Here is a 16,156-nt window from a genome sequence, read left to right as displayed (position 1 = left end):
GGTTTACTTAGTTACCGTTCGCTCAAAAGTTGCCGCCCATTTTAAGGACTCCAGATACAGATCCGCAATGATAGATTCATCCAGTTTGAGCGATTGGCTGATCTTCTTGATGGTTTGCCAGTCAGCTTTGTCGTAGGCGATGGTCAATTGCAGTAGGCAGCCAAGTTTACCTTGCTGAAAAATCAGCGCATTGCGTATGGCTTCTTCAAGCGGCAGTTGATCGATCAGCACTTCGATGGGTTGATCCAAAATGGAATCGAGCAGCGAAAACAAGCCGGTGAGGAAGGCCTGGTTGCTGTCTAGCTTTGGCGACAATTGCTGGGATAAACGCTCGCAAAAACGTGCTCGTTGAATCGAGAGGTGATACAGCGAGGCCGGCTTATCTGCTGTTGCATGGGAGGTGGCAACAAAGGTGATAAATCGACGGAGCTTTTCTTCGCCCAAGTAGACCAAAGCTTGCTTGAACGATGAAATCGGCTTTGCACGGGTATAGGTCATGTTGTTGACATGACGCAGCAACTTATAGGACAGCGAAAGATCGGTGGCGACAATGGCTTCGATGCTGTTGAAATCCACCTCGGTTTGGCTGATCTCTTTATATAACCTTAATGTGGTTAATGCCGACGGCGAAAGGGCTTTACGGCGAACGATTTCAGGCTTGCTAAAGAAATAGCCTTGGAATAGGTGGAAGCCGGCATCATGGCATTGTTGGAATTCTTCTTGAGTTTCAACTTTTTCAGCCAGGAAAATGAGTTTGCTGTTTTTATAGTGCTGAATAAAGAATGCCGCTTTTTCTACCGGCGTTACGCGAATATCAAACTTCACGATATGTACGTAGGGCAAGAAGCGGCTCCACTGCGGTGAGGGAACAAAGTCATCAAGCGCCAAGGTATAACCCTTGCGGTTGAGCTCGATGATTGCCTCAAGCAACTCGTCGGTTGGCTCGCAGGTTTCTAAAATTTCCACGATAAAACACTGCTTTTTAAATAGCAGCGGGGTACGACCAATAAGGCTGGCGTACGGAAAATTCACGAAAGCTTTCTTTCCTGCAGTAACATCCGTGGTACTCGAAGACAGGAAGTTGTCCGCTAGCAAGCGGTGGGTAGCTTCTTCATCGGCAACATTAGGAAAGGCGTTATTGGGTCCATCCCGAAACAGCAATTCGTAGCCGATTGTTTCCTTGTCCCTGTTCATCACAGGTTGGCGAGCAAGATATGATTTCATGAAAAAGGGTCAAATTGACGGTTAAATTATAAAAAGATGTAAAGATTATTAGTATAAATATATGCCTAAATAGCTGGTATTAGTATTACAGATCTTTGCACATATAAACAGCGTTACTTATACCTCAGGCTAGCCGCTATTATAGACATAGCGACCACATCTGATTTAGAGCAAAGAAATATATTTCTAATTAATGAATAATGCTAGTTTGTTCGTTAAATTTATATAAGTTCCATGGCGGTATTTACAGTCATACAAGCGGGATTGCTTGTAGGTGCTGGTATTTTTATCATCATGCTATTAATGGCATGGGGTAAAAACCGAACGCAGGAAGCGCAAACCAAAATCCTCCCAATTGGCCTCATCGGCGGCTTCGCCAACTTTTGCGATACCTTGGGTGTCGGTAGCTTTGCCATCAAGACGGCGGGCTATAAACAATTTAAGCTTGTTGATGATAAGTTGCTTCCCGGGACATTGAATTGTCAGGCAGTGTTGGCAACCGTGGTCCAGTCGTTGATTTTCTTGACTGCAGTGGATGTGGACCCCACAACCATGGTAAGCATGGTTATTGCTGCATGCTTGGGCGCAACAGCTGGCGCACGCTTGGTATCAAGTTGGGATCGCCAGCTGATCCGGATCGTGATGGCGGTTGCGTTGTTAGTCGTTGCTAGCCTAATGCTGGCAGGCCAGCTTAAATGGTTCCCGCTAGGGGGAATGGAGCTTGGCCTATCCGGCTGGAAACTGGCTGTCGCGATTGTCGGTAATTTCCTATTTGGTGCGTTAATGACAGTGGGTATTGGCCTGTATGCACCTTGCATGACCTTGGTGTATTTGCTGGGTATGCACCCACTGGCGGCATTCCCTATCATGATGTGCTCTTGCGCCTTTCTGAGTTTCTTCTCGGCAGGGGGCTTTATTCGCATGAACCGGATTAATAGCCGAGCGGCGCTCGTTGTCGCTATCACGGGCCCTATCGGGGTTGTGATTGCCGCCTATTTAGTGAAATCGTTAGATATGCACCTATTGGTTTGGCTGGTGATCGGGGTGGTGCTCTATACCTCACTGACCATGTATCGCTCCTGGCACAAAGAGCGTGTTGTGGCAGCGCAACCGCTAGCGGAATCCTAGCCAAATAATGAAAATGAAAAAGGTACGCATGGCGTACCTTTTTTCGTTTTATGGAGCCGTTACGATTTAGCGCAGAGTATTGGCGGCGTGTTAATTGCTATTGGCAATCTGACTGGAAATCCCTTGTTTCTAATTGGTAGCCTTCGGGGCGGTAGACCAGTACCGAGCCGTGATCATACCAATCGCCCAATACTATCCGCTCTGCCGGTTGGCCTGCCACTTCAATACGGTGGATATCCGGGCGGTGGGTATGGCCGTGGATCATCTGCTGCACATGGCTTTCGGCCATTACGCGCTCAACTTCCGAGGCGGTGACATCCATGATTTGCTGGCTCTTCTTTTGGTTGGTTTCGCTGCTGTTGCTGCGCATCTTGTCGCCAATCTGCTGGCGGTAGCGCAGGGGCAGGCGGAAGAAAAGCCATTGGATAAAGCGGTTATGCACTTTTTTCCGGTAGCGCTGGTATCCCTCGTCGAGGGTACACAGGGTGTCGCCGTGCAAAATTAGGGTTGGCTTGCCGTAGAGATCGACAATGCTGTGTTCGGGAAGCAGGGTTACGCCGGTTTCTCTGCTAAAGCGCTTGCCGATCAAAAAGTCACGGTTACCGTGGATGAAATAGCAGGGTACACCGCTGTCGGTAACGTGCTTGAAAGCGTGCTTGATCTGCTGGTGGAATGGGGAGTCATCATCGTCGCCGATCCACATTTCGAATAAATCACCGAGGACATACAGGGCATCGATACCTTGGGTTTCCTGTTGCATGAAGCGAAGGAAGCAAGCGGTAATATCGGGGCGGTCGGCACTTAGGTGCAGATCTGAAATAAAAAGTGTCGTCATAGGAGGAAAGGGTGACACAGCGGCCACCCTTTGTGAAGAATTACTCTTCGATTGTTACGCTGTTGATTACAACTTCTTCAACAGGTACGTCTTGGTGAACGTAGCCCCAGTTGCCTGTCGATACGCCCTTGATCTTGTTTACTACGTCCATGCCTTCAACAACTTCAGCAAATACACAGTAGCCCCAACCATCAGGTGTCTCTGATTTGAAGTCTAGGAATTTGTTGTCGTTAACGTTGATGAAGAACTGAGAGCTTGCAGAATGCGGTTCCATTGTGCGAGCCATTGCCAACGTACCCACTTTGTTGCTTAGGCCGTTGCTTGCTTCGTTTTTGATTGGTGCGCGCGTTTCTTTTTCTTCCATGCCAGACGCCATACCGCCGCCCTGAATCATGAAGCCGTCAATTACACGGTGGAAAAGCGTACCGTTGTAAAAACCGTCACGGCAGTATTGCAGGAAGTTTGCACACGTTTCAGGCGCTTTTTCTGTGTTTAGCTGAATTTTGATGTCACCAAAAGTAGTGTGAAGCGTTACCATGAGATTGTCCTTTAATGGATGTATATTGCTTTAAACATTGGATTCTATCTTACTCGGTATGGGCGTCAATATTAACCGGAGCGGATAGCGATCTCAGGCTTAAATAGGTGAAAACTTAGCCTTTTGCCTAACTATAGATGAAGGATGTGTAGTTCGCATGAATCGCCTTGGCTCAAGGCGGTGAGCAAAATTAACGCTGGGCGATATACTTTACACGGTCATCTACCGTCAGAACGGTATTTTTCCTTGCCTTAGCTTGCCAATAAAGGTGTAATTACAGCCTTATACCGTAACCCCAAAAATGAGTATCTAAGAGACATGTTGAAGATCTATAACTCACTCACAAGACAGAAAGAGGAATTCAAACCCATCCAGCCTGGTAAAGTAGGCATGTACGTCTGTGGGGTTACCATCTACGATTTATGTCACATCGGTCACGGTCGTACTTTCGTGTCGTTCGACGTGGTTTCGCGTTACCTGCGCTACTCGGGTTACGACTTAACTTTCGTCCGTAACATCACAGATATCGATGACAAGATCATCAAGCGTGCGGCAGAAAACGGCGAGAGCTGTGATTCGCTAACTGAGCGCCTGATCGGTGAGATGCACAACGACTTTGATGCCCTAGGCATGAAGCGTCCAGATATCGAACCTCGTGCGACAGGCTACATCGCTGAAATCATTGCAATGTGTGAGCGTCTGATCGAGCGCGGCTTTGCTTACGTTGCCGACAACGGCGACGTGATGTTTGAAGTAAGCAAGTTCGACGAATACGGCAAGCTTTCCAAGCAAGACCTTGAGCAACTACAAGCCGGTGCTCGCGTTGATATCGAAACGGCTAAGCGTAGCCCGCTTGATTTCGTACTGTGGAAAATGTCTAAGCCGGGTGAGCCTACTTGGGAATCACCATGGGGTGCAGGCCGTCCGGGCTGGCACATCGAGTGTTCTGCAATGAACTCGGCTATCTTGGGTGATCACTTCGATATCCACGGCGGTGGTTCTGATTTGCAGTTCCCACACCATGAGAACGAAATCGCTCAGTCATGCTGTGCAACTGGCTCTAAGTATGTGAATACTTGGATGCACAGCGGCATGGTAATGGTTGACCGCGAAAAAATGTCCAAGTCTTTGGGTAACTTCTTCACTATCCGTGATGTACTTGGCCACTTCGATGCGGAAACTGTGCGTTACTTCCTGATGTCTGGCCACTACCGTAGCCAATTGAACTACAGCGAAGATAACCTGAAGCAGGCACGTTCAGCGCTTGAGCGTCTATACACTTCACTTCGCGGCCTTGACGCCTCTGTTGAAGCCGGCGGCGGTGATGAGTTCGTTGCTCGCTTTAAAGCGTCGATGGATGATGACTTCAACACGCCTGAAGCCTACTCTGTGCTATTTGACATGGCGCGTGAAATCAACCGCCTGAAAGGTGAAGATCTTGCTGCGGCATCTGCATTGGGTGCGCGCATGCGTGAGTTGGCTGACGTGCTGGGTCTATTGGCGCAAGAGCCTGAAGCTTTCCTACAGGGCGGTGCAGGCGAAGACGACGATGTTGCAGAAATCGAATCATTGATCCAGCAGCGTCTTGATGCGCGTGCAGCCAAAGACTGGGGCGCAGCCGATGAAGCGCGTGACAAGCTAATGGCAATGGGCATCATCCTTGAAGATGGCCCGCAAGGCACCACTTGGCGCCGTAAGTAAGCATCAAGCCTTAGTTAAATATAGAAACCGGAGCATCGCGCTCCGGTTTTTTATGCCTGGTACTTATCACTGGGCCGAACTCTTCGGCCTATATCTTGCCCGGTAACTCGGCGCCACATTTGCGGCAGTAGTTCGAGTCTTCTTCATGGCCGCTGGTCGAGCAGTTGATGCAGCGGATCAGTTCACGCTGGGTTTTCATTTCTTGGCTCAGTTCGGCGGTGATAATGCCGGTGGGGACAGCCAAAATGGAATAGCCAAGTAGCATGGTAAACGAGGCGAGTGCCTTGCCGATGTCGGTTTGCGGTACGATGTCACCGTAGCCCACGGTAGTAATGGTCACAATGGCCCAGTATATGCTGGTGGGAATACTGGTGAACCCATTCTCCGGCCCTTCGATGATATAGAGCAACGAGCCAAGCACGGTAACCAAAATAGCAACGGTACTGAAAAAAACTAATATCTTGCGCTGGGCCATTAACAGGGAGCGAAGCAAGATATTGGAATCTTTGAGGAAGCGCGCCAGTTTAAGGATCCGAAAAATCCGCATCACCCTGATCAAGCGGACGACGAGAAGGTAGTTCGAGCCGGGAAAGAGGAAGGCGAGGTAGCTAGGCAGTACCGCGATAAGGTCGATAACACCGTAAAAGCTGCGGGCATAGGCCCAGGGCTTGGGTGAGCAGTACAGGCGCAAAATATACTCGACGGTAAAAAGTAGGGTGAATACCCATTCAAGGGTGTTTAGTGCGCGTGAGTACTCCCTTTCGACACTGTAAATCGATGACAGGATCAGTATGAGCTCAGAGCACAGGATGGCGACAATCAGTGCAATATCGAACCGCTGTCCTGCCTTGGTTTGAGTGCCGAAAATGATTTGGTAGCACCGCTGGCGCCGATTGAGGGTAACCATACAACCTTGCTGCTTAGTGGATGATATTTAAAGGATATACCTAACTGAAGCAGTAAAGCGGGGAGAATGTGGGTTGGCAGGCAGGAAGTTTAAAAAATGAGAGAGACAGCAAAGTGTCTCTCTTTATTTCGATAATGGCCCGGTGTTATGCCAAACCCGGGAACAGTGCGCGCAAGCCGTTGGCAATGAACTCGATGCCCAGCGCGGCAAGGATCAGACCCATAATACGGGTGATGACGTTGATACCGGTTTGTCCAAGCACGCGTACGATGATAGGCGCGGCTCGAAACAGCAGCCAACAACTGAATGCAAAGATGACAATGGTTGCCGCGATACCTAGGGTGCTCGGCATGTCAGGGTAGCGAGAGCCGTAAACAATGGTTGAACTGATGGCACCCGGGCCGGCCATCAATGGCATGGCCAGTGGTACGACGCCAATCTGCTCTCGGCTTACCGACTCTGATTTTTCCTGCTTGTTCTGTTTATCTTCACCCAACTTACCACTCATCATCGAGAAGGCGATGGTCAACAGCAGCAAACCACCGGCCACGCGGAACGAGTCGAGAGAGATACTGAACATATCAAGCAGCATCTGACCGGCAAGTAGCGATACCGTTAGAATCACCGCAACGGCGATGTTAGCGGTATAGGCCGTTTTGTTACGCTCCTCTGGGCTCATGTGGCCGGTAAGAGAAACGAAAATAGGCATGATACCGATTGGGTTGACGGCCGCGATCAGGCCGACAAAAAATTGAAGAAAAATAGCAAGTTCGAGTGTTTGCATTCTTAGTATTCTGGTTTGGAATTAATACAAGGAAGCGGGCTTCGCTACTCAACACCCATCAGTATAGGCAAACGATTCCGAAGTGTTCGCGGAGATTGGCAGGCGAAAGGCGTGTCGATCCGTTGAACTCTCTTTCGAAGAATAAAGTGATGAATTGTTGATCGGCGCTACTTTAAGCCAAAGTTATGTTTTGTACCAATTAAAAATAGTTATATCGGCCGTTATTTAAAGTTATTTATGAATATGTTGTTACCCGGCTGTAAAGTGAGTGAAATTTCGCTTACCCTTTATGGGTATTATTGGTGCTACAAGATTGACACACGTGCTGTAACGCAAACAAATGATAACGTGATACCGATCACATTTGACCATCAATATGATCGTTTATGTAGAATTATTACGTAATATAAAAAGCAACCTGATACTGCAAAAACAAGGGCTTGTGCGTTTTTCAACCTGTTGGCTCGCAAAACGCCCTGATAAGTTGCTGATTTTGCATGATTGAGATCAAATTTTGACAAAGTGTAATCCTAAATGGTTACAAGTGATCTAAATCAATTTTTTTCACACTGTGAAATAATATAATCAGTTTTGAAAGCGATTTACTAAGAATGTGTGTTATCGGTTTGTGAGCAAGATGCAGTGATAACCCCAAGGATGTAAGACGTATCCTTACTAAAAAGTTTTCAATATTAAGTTAGGAGTTAACTATGCCTGTAACAAATATGGCTGAACTAGATGCAATGATTGCACGCGTTAAAGCGGCTCAGAAAGAGTTTGCAACTTACTCTCAGGAGCAAGTAGACAAAATCTTCCGTGCGGCTTCTCTTGCAGCAAACAATGCACGTATTCCTCTAGCTCAACAAGCTGTTGCTGAATCTGGTATGGGTATTGTTGAAGATAAGGTTATTAAAAACCACTTCGCTTCAGAATTTATCTACAACAAATACAAAGACGAAAAAACTTGCGGTATTTTGGATGAGAACGACGAGTTCGGCACCATGACTATCGCAGAGCCAGTAGGTATCATTTGCGGTATCGTACCGACAACTAACCCAACATCTACTGCAATCTTCAAATCTCTTATCTCGCTTAAAACACGTAACGCGATCATCTTCTCGCCACACCCACGTGCTAAAAACTCTACCAACGACGCTGCTAAGCTAGTACTTGATGCTGCTATCGCTGCGGGTGCGCCAAAAGACATTATCGGTTGGATCGACCAGCCATCTGTAGAGCTATCTAACGCACTGATGAAGCACGATGACATCAACCTTATCCTTGCAACTGGTGGTCCAGGCATGGTTAAAGCGGCATACTCTTCTGGTAAGCCAGCTATCGGTGTAGGTGCAGGTAACGTTCCTGTTGTTATCGACGAAACGGCTGACGTTAAGCGTGCTGTTGCTTCTATCCTAATGTCTAAGACATTCGATAACGGCGTAGTATGTGCTTCTGAGCAGGCTGCAATCGTTGTTGATTCAGTATACGACGAAGTGAAAGAGCGTTTCGCAACTCACAAAGCTTACGTTCTAAGCAAAGCAGAAGCTGACAAAGTACGTAAAGTACTGCTTATCGACGGCGCGCTAAACGCGAAAATCGTGGGCCAGCCAGCTCCAGCTATCGCTGAGATGGCAGGTGTTAAAGTACCAGCTGACACGAAAGTATTGGTTGGTGAAGGTCTTGGCAAAGTGTCTTACGACGACGCATTCGCTCACGAGAAACTGTCTCCAACTCTGGGTCTATTCCGCGCTGATAACTTCGAAGACGCTGTTGATCAGGCGGTAACTATGGTTGAGATCGGCGGTATCGGCCACACATCTGGTCTATACACTAACCAAGATGTTAACCAAGACCGTATCAAGTACTTCGGTGACAAGCTGAAAACAGCACGTATCCTTGTAAACATCCCGACTACTCACGGTGGTATCGGTGACCTTTACAACTTCAACGTAGCACCTTCTCTAACTCTTGGTTGTGGTTCTTGGGGTGGTAACTCTATCTCTGAGAACGTGGGTCCTAAGCACCTTATCAACAAGAAGACAGTAGCGAAGCGAGCTGAAAATATGTTGTGGCACAAACTACCTAAATCAATCTACTTCCGTCGTGGTAGCCTTCCAATCGCACTTAGCGACCTAGAAGGCAAGAAGCGTGCATTCCTTGTGACTGACCGTTTCCTATTCAACAACGGTTACGCTGATGAAGTAGTTAGCCTTCTTAAGCAGCAGGGCATGGAAGTACAGACTTTCTTCGACGTAGAAGCGGATCCAACGCTGACCGTTGTTGAGAAAGGTGCAGAAGCGATGAAGAGCTTCCAGCCAGACGTGATTCTAGCGCTTGGTGGTGGTTCACCAATGGATGCTGCGAAAATCATGTGGGTAATGTACGAGCACCCAGAAACGCACTTCGAAGAACTAGCAATGCGCTTTATGGATATCCGTAAGCGTATCTACAAGTTCCCTAAAATGGGTAAGAAAGCTGAGCTTGTATGTATCACCACAACGTCTGGTACAGGTTCTGAAGTTACACCATTTGCGGTTGTTACTGACGACAAGACTGGTGCTAAGTACCCACTAGCTGACTACGAGCTAACGCCACAAATGGCTATCGTTGATGCGAACCTAGTAATGAACATGCCTAAGTCGCTAACTGCTTTCGGTGGTTACGATGCGGTAACTCACGCACTAGAAGCTTACGTATCTGTTCTAGCGAACGAATACTCTGACGGCCAGGCTCTACAAGCACTTAAGATGCTAAAAGAGTACCTACCTTCAAGCTACGCGAACGGTGCTAACGACCCAATCGCACGTGAGAAAGTACACAACGCTGCAACTATCGCGGGTATCGCGTTTGCGAACGCCTTCCTAGGTGTGTGTCACTCAATGGCGCACAAGATTGGTGCTGAGTTCCACCTACCACACGGCTTGGCGAACGCACTACTAATCTCTAACGTTGTTCGCTACAACGCTAACGACAACCCAACTAAGCAGACTGCATTCTCTCAGTACGACCGTCCACAGGCACGTCGTCGTTACGCTGAAGTTGCTGACCACCTAGGCCTGAGCCAGGAAGGTGACCGTACTGCTCAGAAGATCGAGCGTCTACTAGCATGGCTAGACGAGCTGAAGACTAACCTAGAAATCCCAATGTCTATCCAGGCTGCGGGTGTTCCAGAAGCAGACTTCCTAGCGAAACTAGACGAGCTATCTGTTGAAGCGTTCGATGACCAGTGTACAGGTGCTAACCCACGCTACCCTCTAATCAGCGAGCTGAAAGAGGTGCTAACAGCGTCTTACTACGGTAAAGCATACGTTGAAGGCGAAACTTTCGAAGGTACTTCTGTAATCAAGAAGTCTGAAGACAAGCCTGCTGCTAAAGCGAAAAAAGAAAAAGCTGAAGCATAATCATTGTTTTAGCTAGCGCACTTAAAACGTGAAAAATTTTAGCCCGCCATTTTGGCGGGCTTTTTTGTCTCTGTTGTTTAGATAAGAGTGCTAGGCAATCGATGGGGTTGGTATAAAACAAAACGAGCGCGAAAAGCGCTCGTTTTATTTTGGTCGCAGTATTTGGGAAGCCAGGGAAATTAACCCACTTCGGCTTCTATCATCCGGCCATTGAAGTAATCATTGGCGACAATATATTCGGCACTTCTGACAATTTCATATTGCATGGGTAGGCTGATTACATTACTGCATTGCTGCGTTTGGTACGGGCAGTTGATGGTCAATGGTACCACGCCGCCGACTCGAATATTAAATTCAGCCAATTCTTTGGCCCAGCTTTGGGTCAAGCCAGATACCATCGCTTTCGAACCTGAATTAATCGTATTTTGCCCATCACCATCGTTGATCGCGAGATTGATGATCACCCCGTGGCACTCATGCTCTCGCATATAATTGGCTGTTTGCTTGCCGAAGGTGAAGAAGGAGGTGGCTTCTTCTGCCATCGAGCGGCTGAACTGATCGACAGCTGTGGGGCTAAGCAAAGAGGGCAGCTCCGAGCCTAGCCAGCAGTTAACCAGTACATCAATTTGCCCATAATGCTGGTGGACATTACCGATCATGGTGGCGATAGAAGGCTCAGACTGATCGGCAATGAGATAAGACTGGCAGTGACCGCCAATCGCTTGGCAAGCCTTCAGTGTTTGTTGTAATTCGAATTGGCGTACATCGACCAGCGCCAGTTTTGCGCCCAAAGAGGCAAAATGCATGGAAATTGCTTTGCCTAGCGGGCTACCAGCTGCAGTAACGAGTATGACTGATTGAGCAATATTCATAACTCTTCCTATCTCGGTGGTTGAAGCTAGCTTTAGTGGAATATTTTGTGCTAGTCCTGTTTCAACCTGCTTACAAATAATTAACCTGACATTAAGCCTTTATCAGCAATATAACTGTGAAAAAGCGCCCAAAGTGCTGCTGTGTGTTAATAAATGTTAGTGAACTGTGATCGTTGTGCGCGCTCCGAATAGCAAAGCTATGAAGGTGGTCACGAAATGAGCAATAATGTGATAACGGTAATATTTATATGCAATTGGTATAACAATAGTTGCAAGTAGTATTTTGCGGTTAACTTGGCGCTAGGGAAGGGGCCAGCTGCCGGGTAATTTAGGCGCTATTGGTTGTTGTGAAGCGTCAAAGCGGATACTTAGCTTTGGTACATTTCCGCGAAGCGCTTGGCTTGCACCAATGACAAATACAGATCTTGCGGCGAGGCTTGGATTGTCGCATCTTCTTTCGGCGGCAAGATCCGGCGTTCATGGCCAGAAAGGTTATGGTACAACTCTTCTGGCATGCCTTTGGTCCCCTGTGGCGGAAACGTCAGCGCCGTTGGTTGTAAACCCTGCAGCAAGCGCACATCGGCCAAGCCGCTGTCGTGAAAAGCCTGTGCTTGGCGGGCGCCATTATCGTAGCAGTGCTCTGAGGTTGTCAGCGGTTGCGGATCTTGCAATTCGAAGTACGCCCGGAGTTCAGGCTCTGTTTTGCCTGGTTTGGGCAGGGCATCAACAGGTGTGGTCTCAAGGTGGTCGGGCGATAACATCGCCAGCATCAAGCCGAAGTCAGCGCGACGTCCACCTTCAACCGCATGGTTGAGGTGGGTACCTAACTGTACCTCGTTGATTAACTGTGCTTTGTCTAATGTATGGATTTGCATTTATCCGCACCGAAACCTATTCAATATCACTTCATTGAGTGACTAAGTTATATATCGGTGCGGCAGTGAATTTCTTTAGCGAAAAATACTGATATTTTGAGAATTTATGAGGTTATAACGCCGCGATGGCTTGTTCCATTCTGCGCAGCGCCTCATCGAGGAGCTCGGTACGGCAGGCGAAGTTTAAGCGAACGAACTTCGCATTGCCGAAATCAGCCCCCGGTGACAGCCCGACGCCGGCTCGCTCAAAGAACTTGAACGGCGATGGTACAGGCAGCTCAGATGCATCAATCCAAGCCAAATATGTCCCTTCTATAGGGTGGAGGGTCAGGTACGGCATTGCATTAATGGCTTGCTCAAGCTTGGCTTTGTGCCCGCGTAGAAAATGCAGTTGCTCATCCAGCCACGCTTGCCCGTGGGCATAGGCGGCTTCAGCTGCGGTATAAGCCAGTACGTTGACTTCGGGTACGATCCCGGCCTTTTCTTTGATGAACTGGCGGCGAATGTGCGGGTTGGGGATGATGGCCACTGAGGCACCCAAACCGGCTATGTTGAAGGTTTTGCTTGGGGCGATGAGGGTAATAGCGCGTTGCTCTGCCGCTTGGCTCAGGCTAGCAAATGGAATATGGCGGCGCTGGGGATCCAAAATCAAATCACAATGGATTTCATCGGAGCAGACAATCAAGTCATGCTGGTCGGCATATTGCGCCACGGCTTCGAGTTCCTCTCTGCTGTAGACGGTTCCCCCCGGATTGAGCGGGTTGCAAAACAACAGCAATCTCGAATTTGGCGTGACGGCACTGTCATCGAGTGACATTAGCCAGCGTTGCTGCTTGAGCGTCACCGGCAATAGGGAGAGCTCACGCTTGGCCAGTTTTACCGATGACTTAAACGGTGGGTAAATTGGGGTTGGGCAAAGCACCCCTTGCTCAGGTGTGGTTTGTGAGCGTACCGCAAGGTTTATCCCGCACACTAGTCCCGGCAGGTAGACGATCCATTCAGGCTCAATATGCCACTGGTACAAGCTTGCCATTCGTTCAACCAGCAACTGGGTGAGCGACTGTGGCGCGCAGCCATAGCCAAACACACCATGATCTACATGCTGGTGGAGTGCTTGGGTGATTGCCTGCGGTACCTTGAAGTCGCTGTCTGCCACCCACATCGGCAGGATATCTTGGCCCTTGTACTTGTTCCATTTGATGCTGTTGCTGGCAGTACGGTCGACCGGCTGGTCAAAGAGCGGATGCGGTGCGTGTCCTGGCATGGTATGTCCTTGGCTGAAAACGATATGGCTATTTTATACTCAAATTATCACTTAATGATGTTAGTAGTGTCACCAAGCAAAAGCCCCAGCACAAGGCTGGGGCTTCGTCGTAGGCATAAGCTATAGGTTCTGTGCGACTCGCTAGAACTGCGATTTAACACCAAACTGCTCGGCAGCATAGGCGACACGCTCTTCCGGTGTCGGCGGCTTGGCATGTACACCCAAGTTTTCAATGTGCTGTAGGCGTGGCAGCAAACCGGCACCATTAGCGGTCTGGATGGCAAGGCCAGGGCGGGCGTTGAGTTCAAGTACCATCGGGCCGTAGACCTTATCAAGCACCATGTCTGTGCCCATGTAGCCAAGTCCCGTCATCTCCCATGCGCTGGAAGCCAGGGTAAGCAGTTTGTGCCAGTTGGGTACAGCCAGCTCGCTGAGCAAACGGTCGGTATCCGGGTGGCGTTCCACTGGCTGGTCAAACTGGACAGCACGGATAGCCTTGCCGCTGGCGATATCGATACCGACGCCGACAGCCCCTTGGTGGAGGTTGGCCTTGCCGTCGGAAGCTGCGGTTGAACAACGCATCATTGCCATTACAGGGTAGCCCTTGAAGACGATGACGCGCACATCTGGCACCCCTTCGTAACTAAAGCCGTCAAATACGTCATCAAACTGGATCAGGTTTTCGACCATCGCAACATCGTTCTTACCACCCAGCGAGAAAAGCCCCGCAAGGGTATTGGTAATGTGGCGTTCGACATCTTGCTTGTTGATTTCTGCGCCAGACGGTTTCACATAGATACCGTCTTTATGGCGGATAATCACCAGAATCCCTTTACCACCAGAGCCCTGGGCTGGCTTGATAACAAAGCCCGGCCAGTCTTTAACCATATCGTGTACGCGCTTCACGTACACCTGGCTGTCGATAACACCGATCAGCTCAGGGACGGTGGCACCAGCTTGCTTGGCAATGAGCTTGGTCTTTAGCTTGTCATCAACCAGCGGGTACAGGCTACGGTCGTTGTAGCGACCAATGTAGCTGTGGTTACGCTGGTTCATCCCCATGATGCCACGCTCACGTAGCTTGAAGGGAGAAGTAAACTGTGACAGTAGCGACATAGCTTAGTCCTCCGCTAATGGCTTGAAGCGGCGTAGCTCACTTAGGCGGTAGCCTGTGTAGTTACCTAGCATCAGGATCAATGCCAAGATAATTAGCTGGATACCAATGAAGTTGAACGTTAGGTGACGAACCATAGGGTTGGTCATTGCAATGTATACAAAGACTGCGGTTAGCAGCGAGCCACCACCTTGGATGAAGACTTCTTTCGCCCCTTCCTCTTCCCATAGGATCGACATACGCTCGATGGTCCATGACAAGATGATCATCGGGAAGAAGGTGATGGTAAGGCCTTCAACAAGTCCGATCTTGAACGCGACAACGGTGAATACCGAGATAATCATGATAACCGTGATGATAACCGCCGATATCCTCGCTACCAGCAGCAAGTTCAGTTTCGACAGGTAACTTCGGATCACCAAACCAGTGCCGACAATCAGCAAGAAGCCGAGAATACCGGTGATCAGCTGTGTTTGTACGAAGGCCACGGCAATCAGTACCGGCATGAAGGTACCGGAGGTTTTAAGACCAATGATAATACGCAGGAAGACCACAATCAGTGCGCCAATCGGTACCAGCATGATGGTTTTGAACATGGCCTGTTCTTCAACCGGTAGGCTGTGGATTGAGAAGTTCAGTAGATCTTCAGCCTGTACCTTCTCGCGGGTTGCCTGCTGCGGCGTAATGTCCTGGGCAATGATCGAGAAGCTGATGTTAGAGTTGCGACCGCCGATCACGTCAAGCAATGAGTGACCTTGCTGGTTCCAAAGCAGGATGTTATCCGGTTTGCCTTCTTGACCTGTTTGTAGGTCGAACAATTGCCATACTTCGCCATCCCACACCTCGGCCATTGGCGTGATGCTCTGGCGACGACGACCATCTTCCAGCTGCAAGCCACCTACGATACGGGCGTGGATTTTCTCTAGCGATAGTAGGTTGATAATGGCTTGTTCACGGCTAAGGTTGTTCAGTAGCAAAGACGCATTCTGGTTGTTGCGGTCGTTAAATTGCTTGATCAACTCACGGGTGAGCGTGGTGTTGTCCGATGATAGGCTTCGAGCCTGATCGAGCAGGGCTGTTGCGGCGGTTTGCTGAGGGTTGTCTAGGCTAACCGCGACAGTATCGCCTTTCGGGGGCTCATACTTGAAGCTTGCCTGATCATCAACCAGCATTTGGGTCTTGTAGTAAAGGATCTGCTTGCCGTTGGCCTCACGGATAGACCATTCGGCACGGCGGCCCTTGTCGGTATCGATAAGCGCGACGCCGTAGCCCGGAGAGGAGGTGGTTTCGTCGATCTGGGTAAAGCCCTGTTGAGTCTCAGGCGCTGCCATCGATACTTTTACAGGGTCACCGATAGCATCAAACTCGATACGGGCCTCGAGTTCCCACATGGCACGCTCTTCACCCGGTGTCCAAGGCACACCGTAGATGTCATGGCGGTACATGCTTAGCGCAGCCCCTGCAATAACAAGTAGGGTGATTAAAAAATAAAACGGGATTCTTGACGTCATGA

At 49.1% G+C, this 16,156-nt stretch carries 13 protein-coding genes; 3 read left to right on the top strand and 10 right to left on the bottom strand.

Features of this window, described 5'->3' with window-relative positions; all coding sequences use genetic code 11:
- Positions 1 to 3 precede the first annotated feature (3 nt).
- Complete coding sequence (locus C9I98_RS14710) at positions 4 to 1,224, bottom strand: EAL and HDOD domain-containing protein (protein ID WP_107272148.1); 1,221 nt, start codon at positions 1,222 to 1,224, stop codon at positions 4 to 6.
- Between the two features lie 234 nt (positions 1,225 to 1,458).
- Between C9I98_RS14710 and C9I98_RS14705 the strand changes: the two genes are divergently transcribed.
- Positions 1,459 to 2,352, top strand: a complete 894-nt coding sequence (locus C9I98_RS14705) for a sulfite exporter TauE/SafE family protein (protein ID WP_036816797.1) — start codon at positions 1,459 to 1,461, stop codon at positions 2,350 to 2,352.
- A gap of 97 nt (positions 2,353 to 2,449) precedes the next feature.
- Here C9I98_RS14705 and lpxH read toward each other — a convergent pair whose 3' ends face one another.
- Positions 2,450 to 3,187, bottom strand: coding sequence for a UDP-2,3-diacylglucosamine diphosphatase (gene lpxH / locus C9I98_RS14700; RefSeq protein WP_036816799.1), 738 nt, complete (start codon positions 3,185 to 3,187; stop codon positions 2,450 to 2,452).
- A gap of 40 nt (positions 3,188 to 3,227) precedes the next feature.
- Positions 3,228 to 3,725: a peptidylprolyl isomerase gene (locus C9I98_RS14695; protein WP_036816801.1), complete on the bottom strand. Its 498-nt coding sequence runs from the start codon at positions 3,723 to 3,725 to the stop codon at positions 3,228 to 3,230.
- A gap of 318 nt (positions 3,726 to 4,043) precedes the next feature.
- Here C9I98_RS14695 and cysS point away from each other — a divergent pair, with 318 nt between their 5' ends.
- Complete coding sequence (cysS, locus tag C9I98_RS14690; protein ID WP_036816804.1) at positions 4,044 to 5,426, top strand: cysteine--tRNA ligase; 1,383 nt, start codon at positions 4,044 to 4,046, stop codon at positions 5,424 to 5,426.
- Positions 5,427 to 5,514: 88 nt separating this feature from the next.
- Here cysS and C9I98_RS14685 read toward each other — a convergent pair whose 3' ends face one another.
- Both C9I98_RS14685 and C9I98_RS14680 read right to left on the bottom strand, forming a co-directional pair.
- Positions 5,515 to 6,333 carry an ion transporter gene (locus tag C9I98_RS14685; RefSeq protein WP_036816806.1) on the bottom strand — a complete coding sequence of 273 codons (819 nt, stop codon included), beginning with the start codon at positions 6,331 to 6,333 and terminating at the stop codon, positions 5,515 to 5,517.
- Positions 6,334 to 6,478: 145 nt separating this feature from the next.
- Positions 6,479 to 7,117 (bottom strand): YchE family NAAT transporter, encoded by a 639-nt coding sequence (locus tag C9I98_RS14680; RefSeq protein WP_036816809.1) that lies wholly within the window; start codon positions 7,115 to 7,117, stop codon positions 6,479 to 6,481.
- A gap of 710 nt (positions 7,118 to 7,827) precedes the next feature.
- On the opposite strand from C9I98_RS14680, the gene adhE reads away from it, so the two are divergent.
- A complete protein-coding gene (adhE, locus tag C9I98_RS14675; RefSeq protein ID WP_036816811.1) occupies positions 7,828 to 10,518 on the top strand; it encodes a bifunctional acetaldehyde-CoA/alcohol dehydrogenase in 2,691 nt (896 codons plus the stop codon).
- Positions 10,519 to 10,697: 179 nt separating this feature from the next.
- Here adhE and C9I98_RS14670 read toward each other — a convergent pair whose 3' ends face one another.
- The 5 genes from C9I98_RS14670 to C9I98_RS14650 form a co-directional block, all read right to left on the bottom strand.
- Positions 10,698 to 11,390 carry an SDR family oxidoreductase gene (locus tag C9I98_RS14670; protein WP_036816813.1) on the bottom strand — a complete coding sequence of 231 codons (693 nt, stop codon included), beginning with the start codon at positions 11,388 to 11,390 and terminating at the stop codon, positions 10,698 to 10,700.
- A 368-nt stretch (positions 11,391 to 11,758) separates the two neighbouring features.
- Complete coding sequence (locus C9I98_RS14665) at positions 11,759 to 12,265, bottom strand: VC2046/SO_2500 family protein (RefSeq protein WP_036816815.1); 507 nt, start codon at positions 12,263 to 12,265, stop codon at positions 11,759 to 11,761.
- A 112-nt stretch (positions 12,266 to 12,377) separates the two neighbouring features.
- Positions 12,378 to 13,529 (bottom strand): MalY/PatB family protein, encoded by a 1,152-nt coding sequence (locus tag C9I98_RS14660; RefSeq protein ID WP_107272147.1) that lies wholly within the window; start codon positions 13,527 to 13,529, stop codon positions 12,378 to 12,380.
- Positions 13,530 to 13,670: 141 nt separating this feature from the next.
- A complete protein-coding gene (locus C9I98_RS14655) occupies positions 13,671 to 14,645 on the bottom strand; it encodes an alpha-L-glutamate ligase-like protein (RefSeq protein WP_036832158.1) in 975 nt (324 codons plus the stop codon).
- A gap of 3 nt (positions 14,646 to 14,648) precedes the next feature.
- Positions 14,649 to 16,154, bottom strand: a complete 1,506-nt coding sequence (locus C9I98_RS14650; RefSeq protein ID WP_036832159.1) for an inactive transglutaminase family protein — start codon at positions 16,152 to 16,154, stop codon at positions 14,649 to 14,651.
- Positions 16,155 to 16,156: the final 2 nt, after the last annotated feature.

It is taken from the genome of Photobacterium sanctipauli, assembly GCF_003026495.1.
Taxonomy (GTDB): domain Bacteria; phylum Pseudomonadota; class Gammaproteobacteria; order Enterobacterales; family Vibrionaceae; genus Photobacterium; species Photobacterium sanctipauli.
The sequence above is the reverse complement of the archived record's forward strand: the minus strand, read 5'-3'. Positions and strand labels throughout refer to the sequence as shown.

Coding starts and splice junctions, on each gene's coding strand:
- C9I98_RS14710 (WP_107272148.1), bottom strand. CDS start 1,224: ATGAAATCATATCTTGCTCGCCAACCTGTGATGAACAGGGACAAGGAA.
- C9I98_RS14705 (WP_036816797.1), top strand. CDS start 1,459: ATGGCGGTATTTACAGTCATACAAGCGGGATTGCTTGTAGGTGCTGGT.
- lpxH (WP_036816799.1), bottom strand. CDS start 3,187: ATGACGACACTTTTTATTTCAGATCTGCACCTAAGTGCCGACCGCCCC.
- C9I98_RS14695 (WP_036816801.1), bottom strand. CDS start 3,725: ATGGTAACGCTTCACACTACTTTTGGTGACATCAAAATTCAGCTAAAC.
- cysS (WP_036816804.1), top strand. CDS start 4,044: ATGTTGAAGATCTATAACTCACTCACAAGACAGAAAGAGGAATTCAAA.
- C9I98_RS14685 (WP_036816806.1), bottom strand. CDS start 6,333: ATGGTTACCCTCAATCGGCGCCAGCGGTGCTACCAAATCATTTTCGGC.
- C9I98_RS14680 (WP_036816809.1), bottom strand. CDS start 7,117: ATGCAAACACTCGAACTTGCTATTTTTCTTCAATTTTTTGTCGGCCTG.
- adhE (WP_036816811.1), top strand. CDS start 7,828: ATGCCTGTAACAAATATGGCTGAACTAGATGCAATGATTGCACGCGTT.
- C9I98_RS14670 (WP_036816813.1), bottom strand. CDS start 11,390: ATGAATATTGCTCAATCAGTCATACTCGTTACTGCAGCTGGTAGCCCG.
- C9I98_RS14665 (WP_036816815.1), bottom strand. CDS start 12,265: ATGCAAATCCATACATTAGACAAAGCACAGTTAATCAACGAGGTACAG.
- C9I98_RS14660 (WP_107272147.1), bottom strand. CDS start 13,529: ATGCCAGGACACGCACCGCATCCGCTCTTTGACCAGCCGGTCGACCGT.
- C9I98_RS14655 (WP_036832158.1), bottom strand. CDS start 14,645: ATGTCGCTACTGTCACAGTTTACTTCTCCCTTCAAGCTACGTGAGCGT.
- C9I98_RS14650 (WP_036832159.1), bottom strand. CDS start 16,154: ATGACGTCAAGAATCCCGTTTTATTTTTTAATCACCCTACTTGTTATT.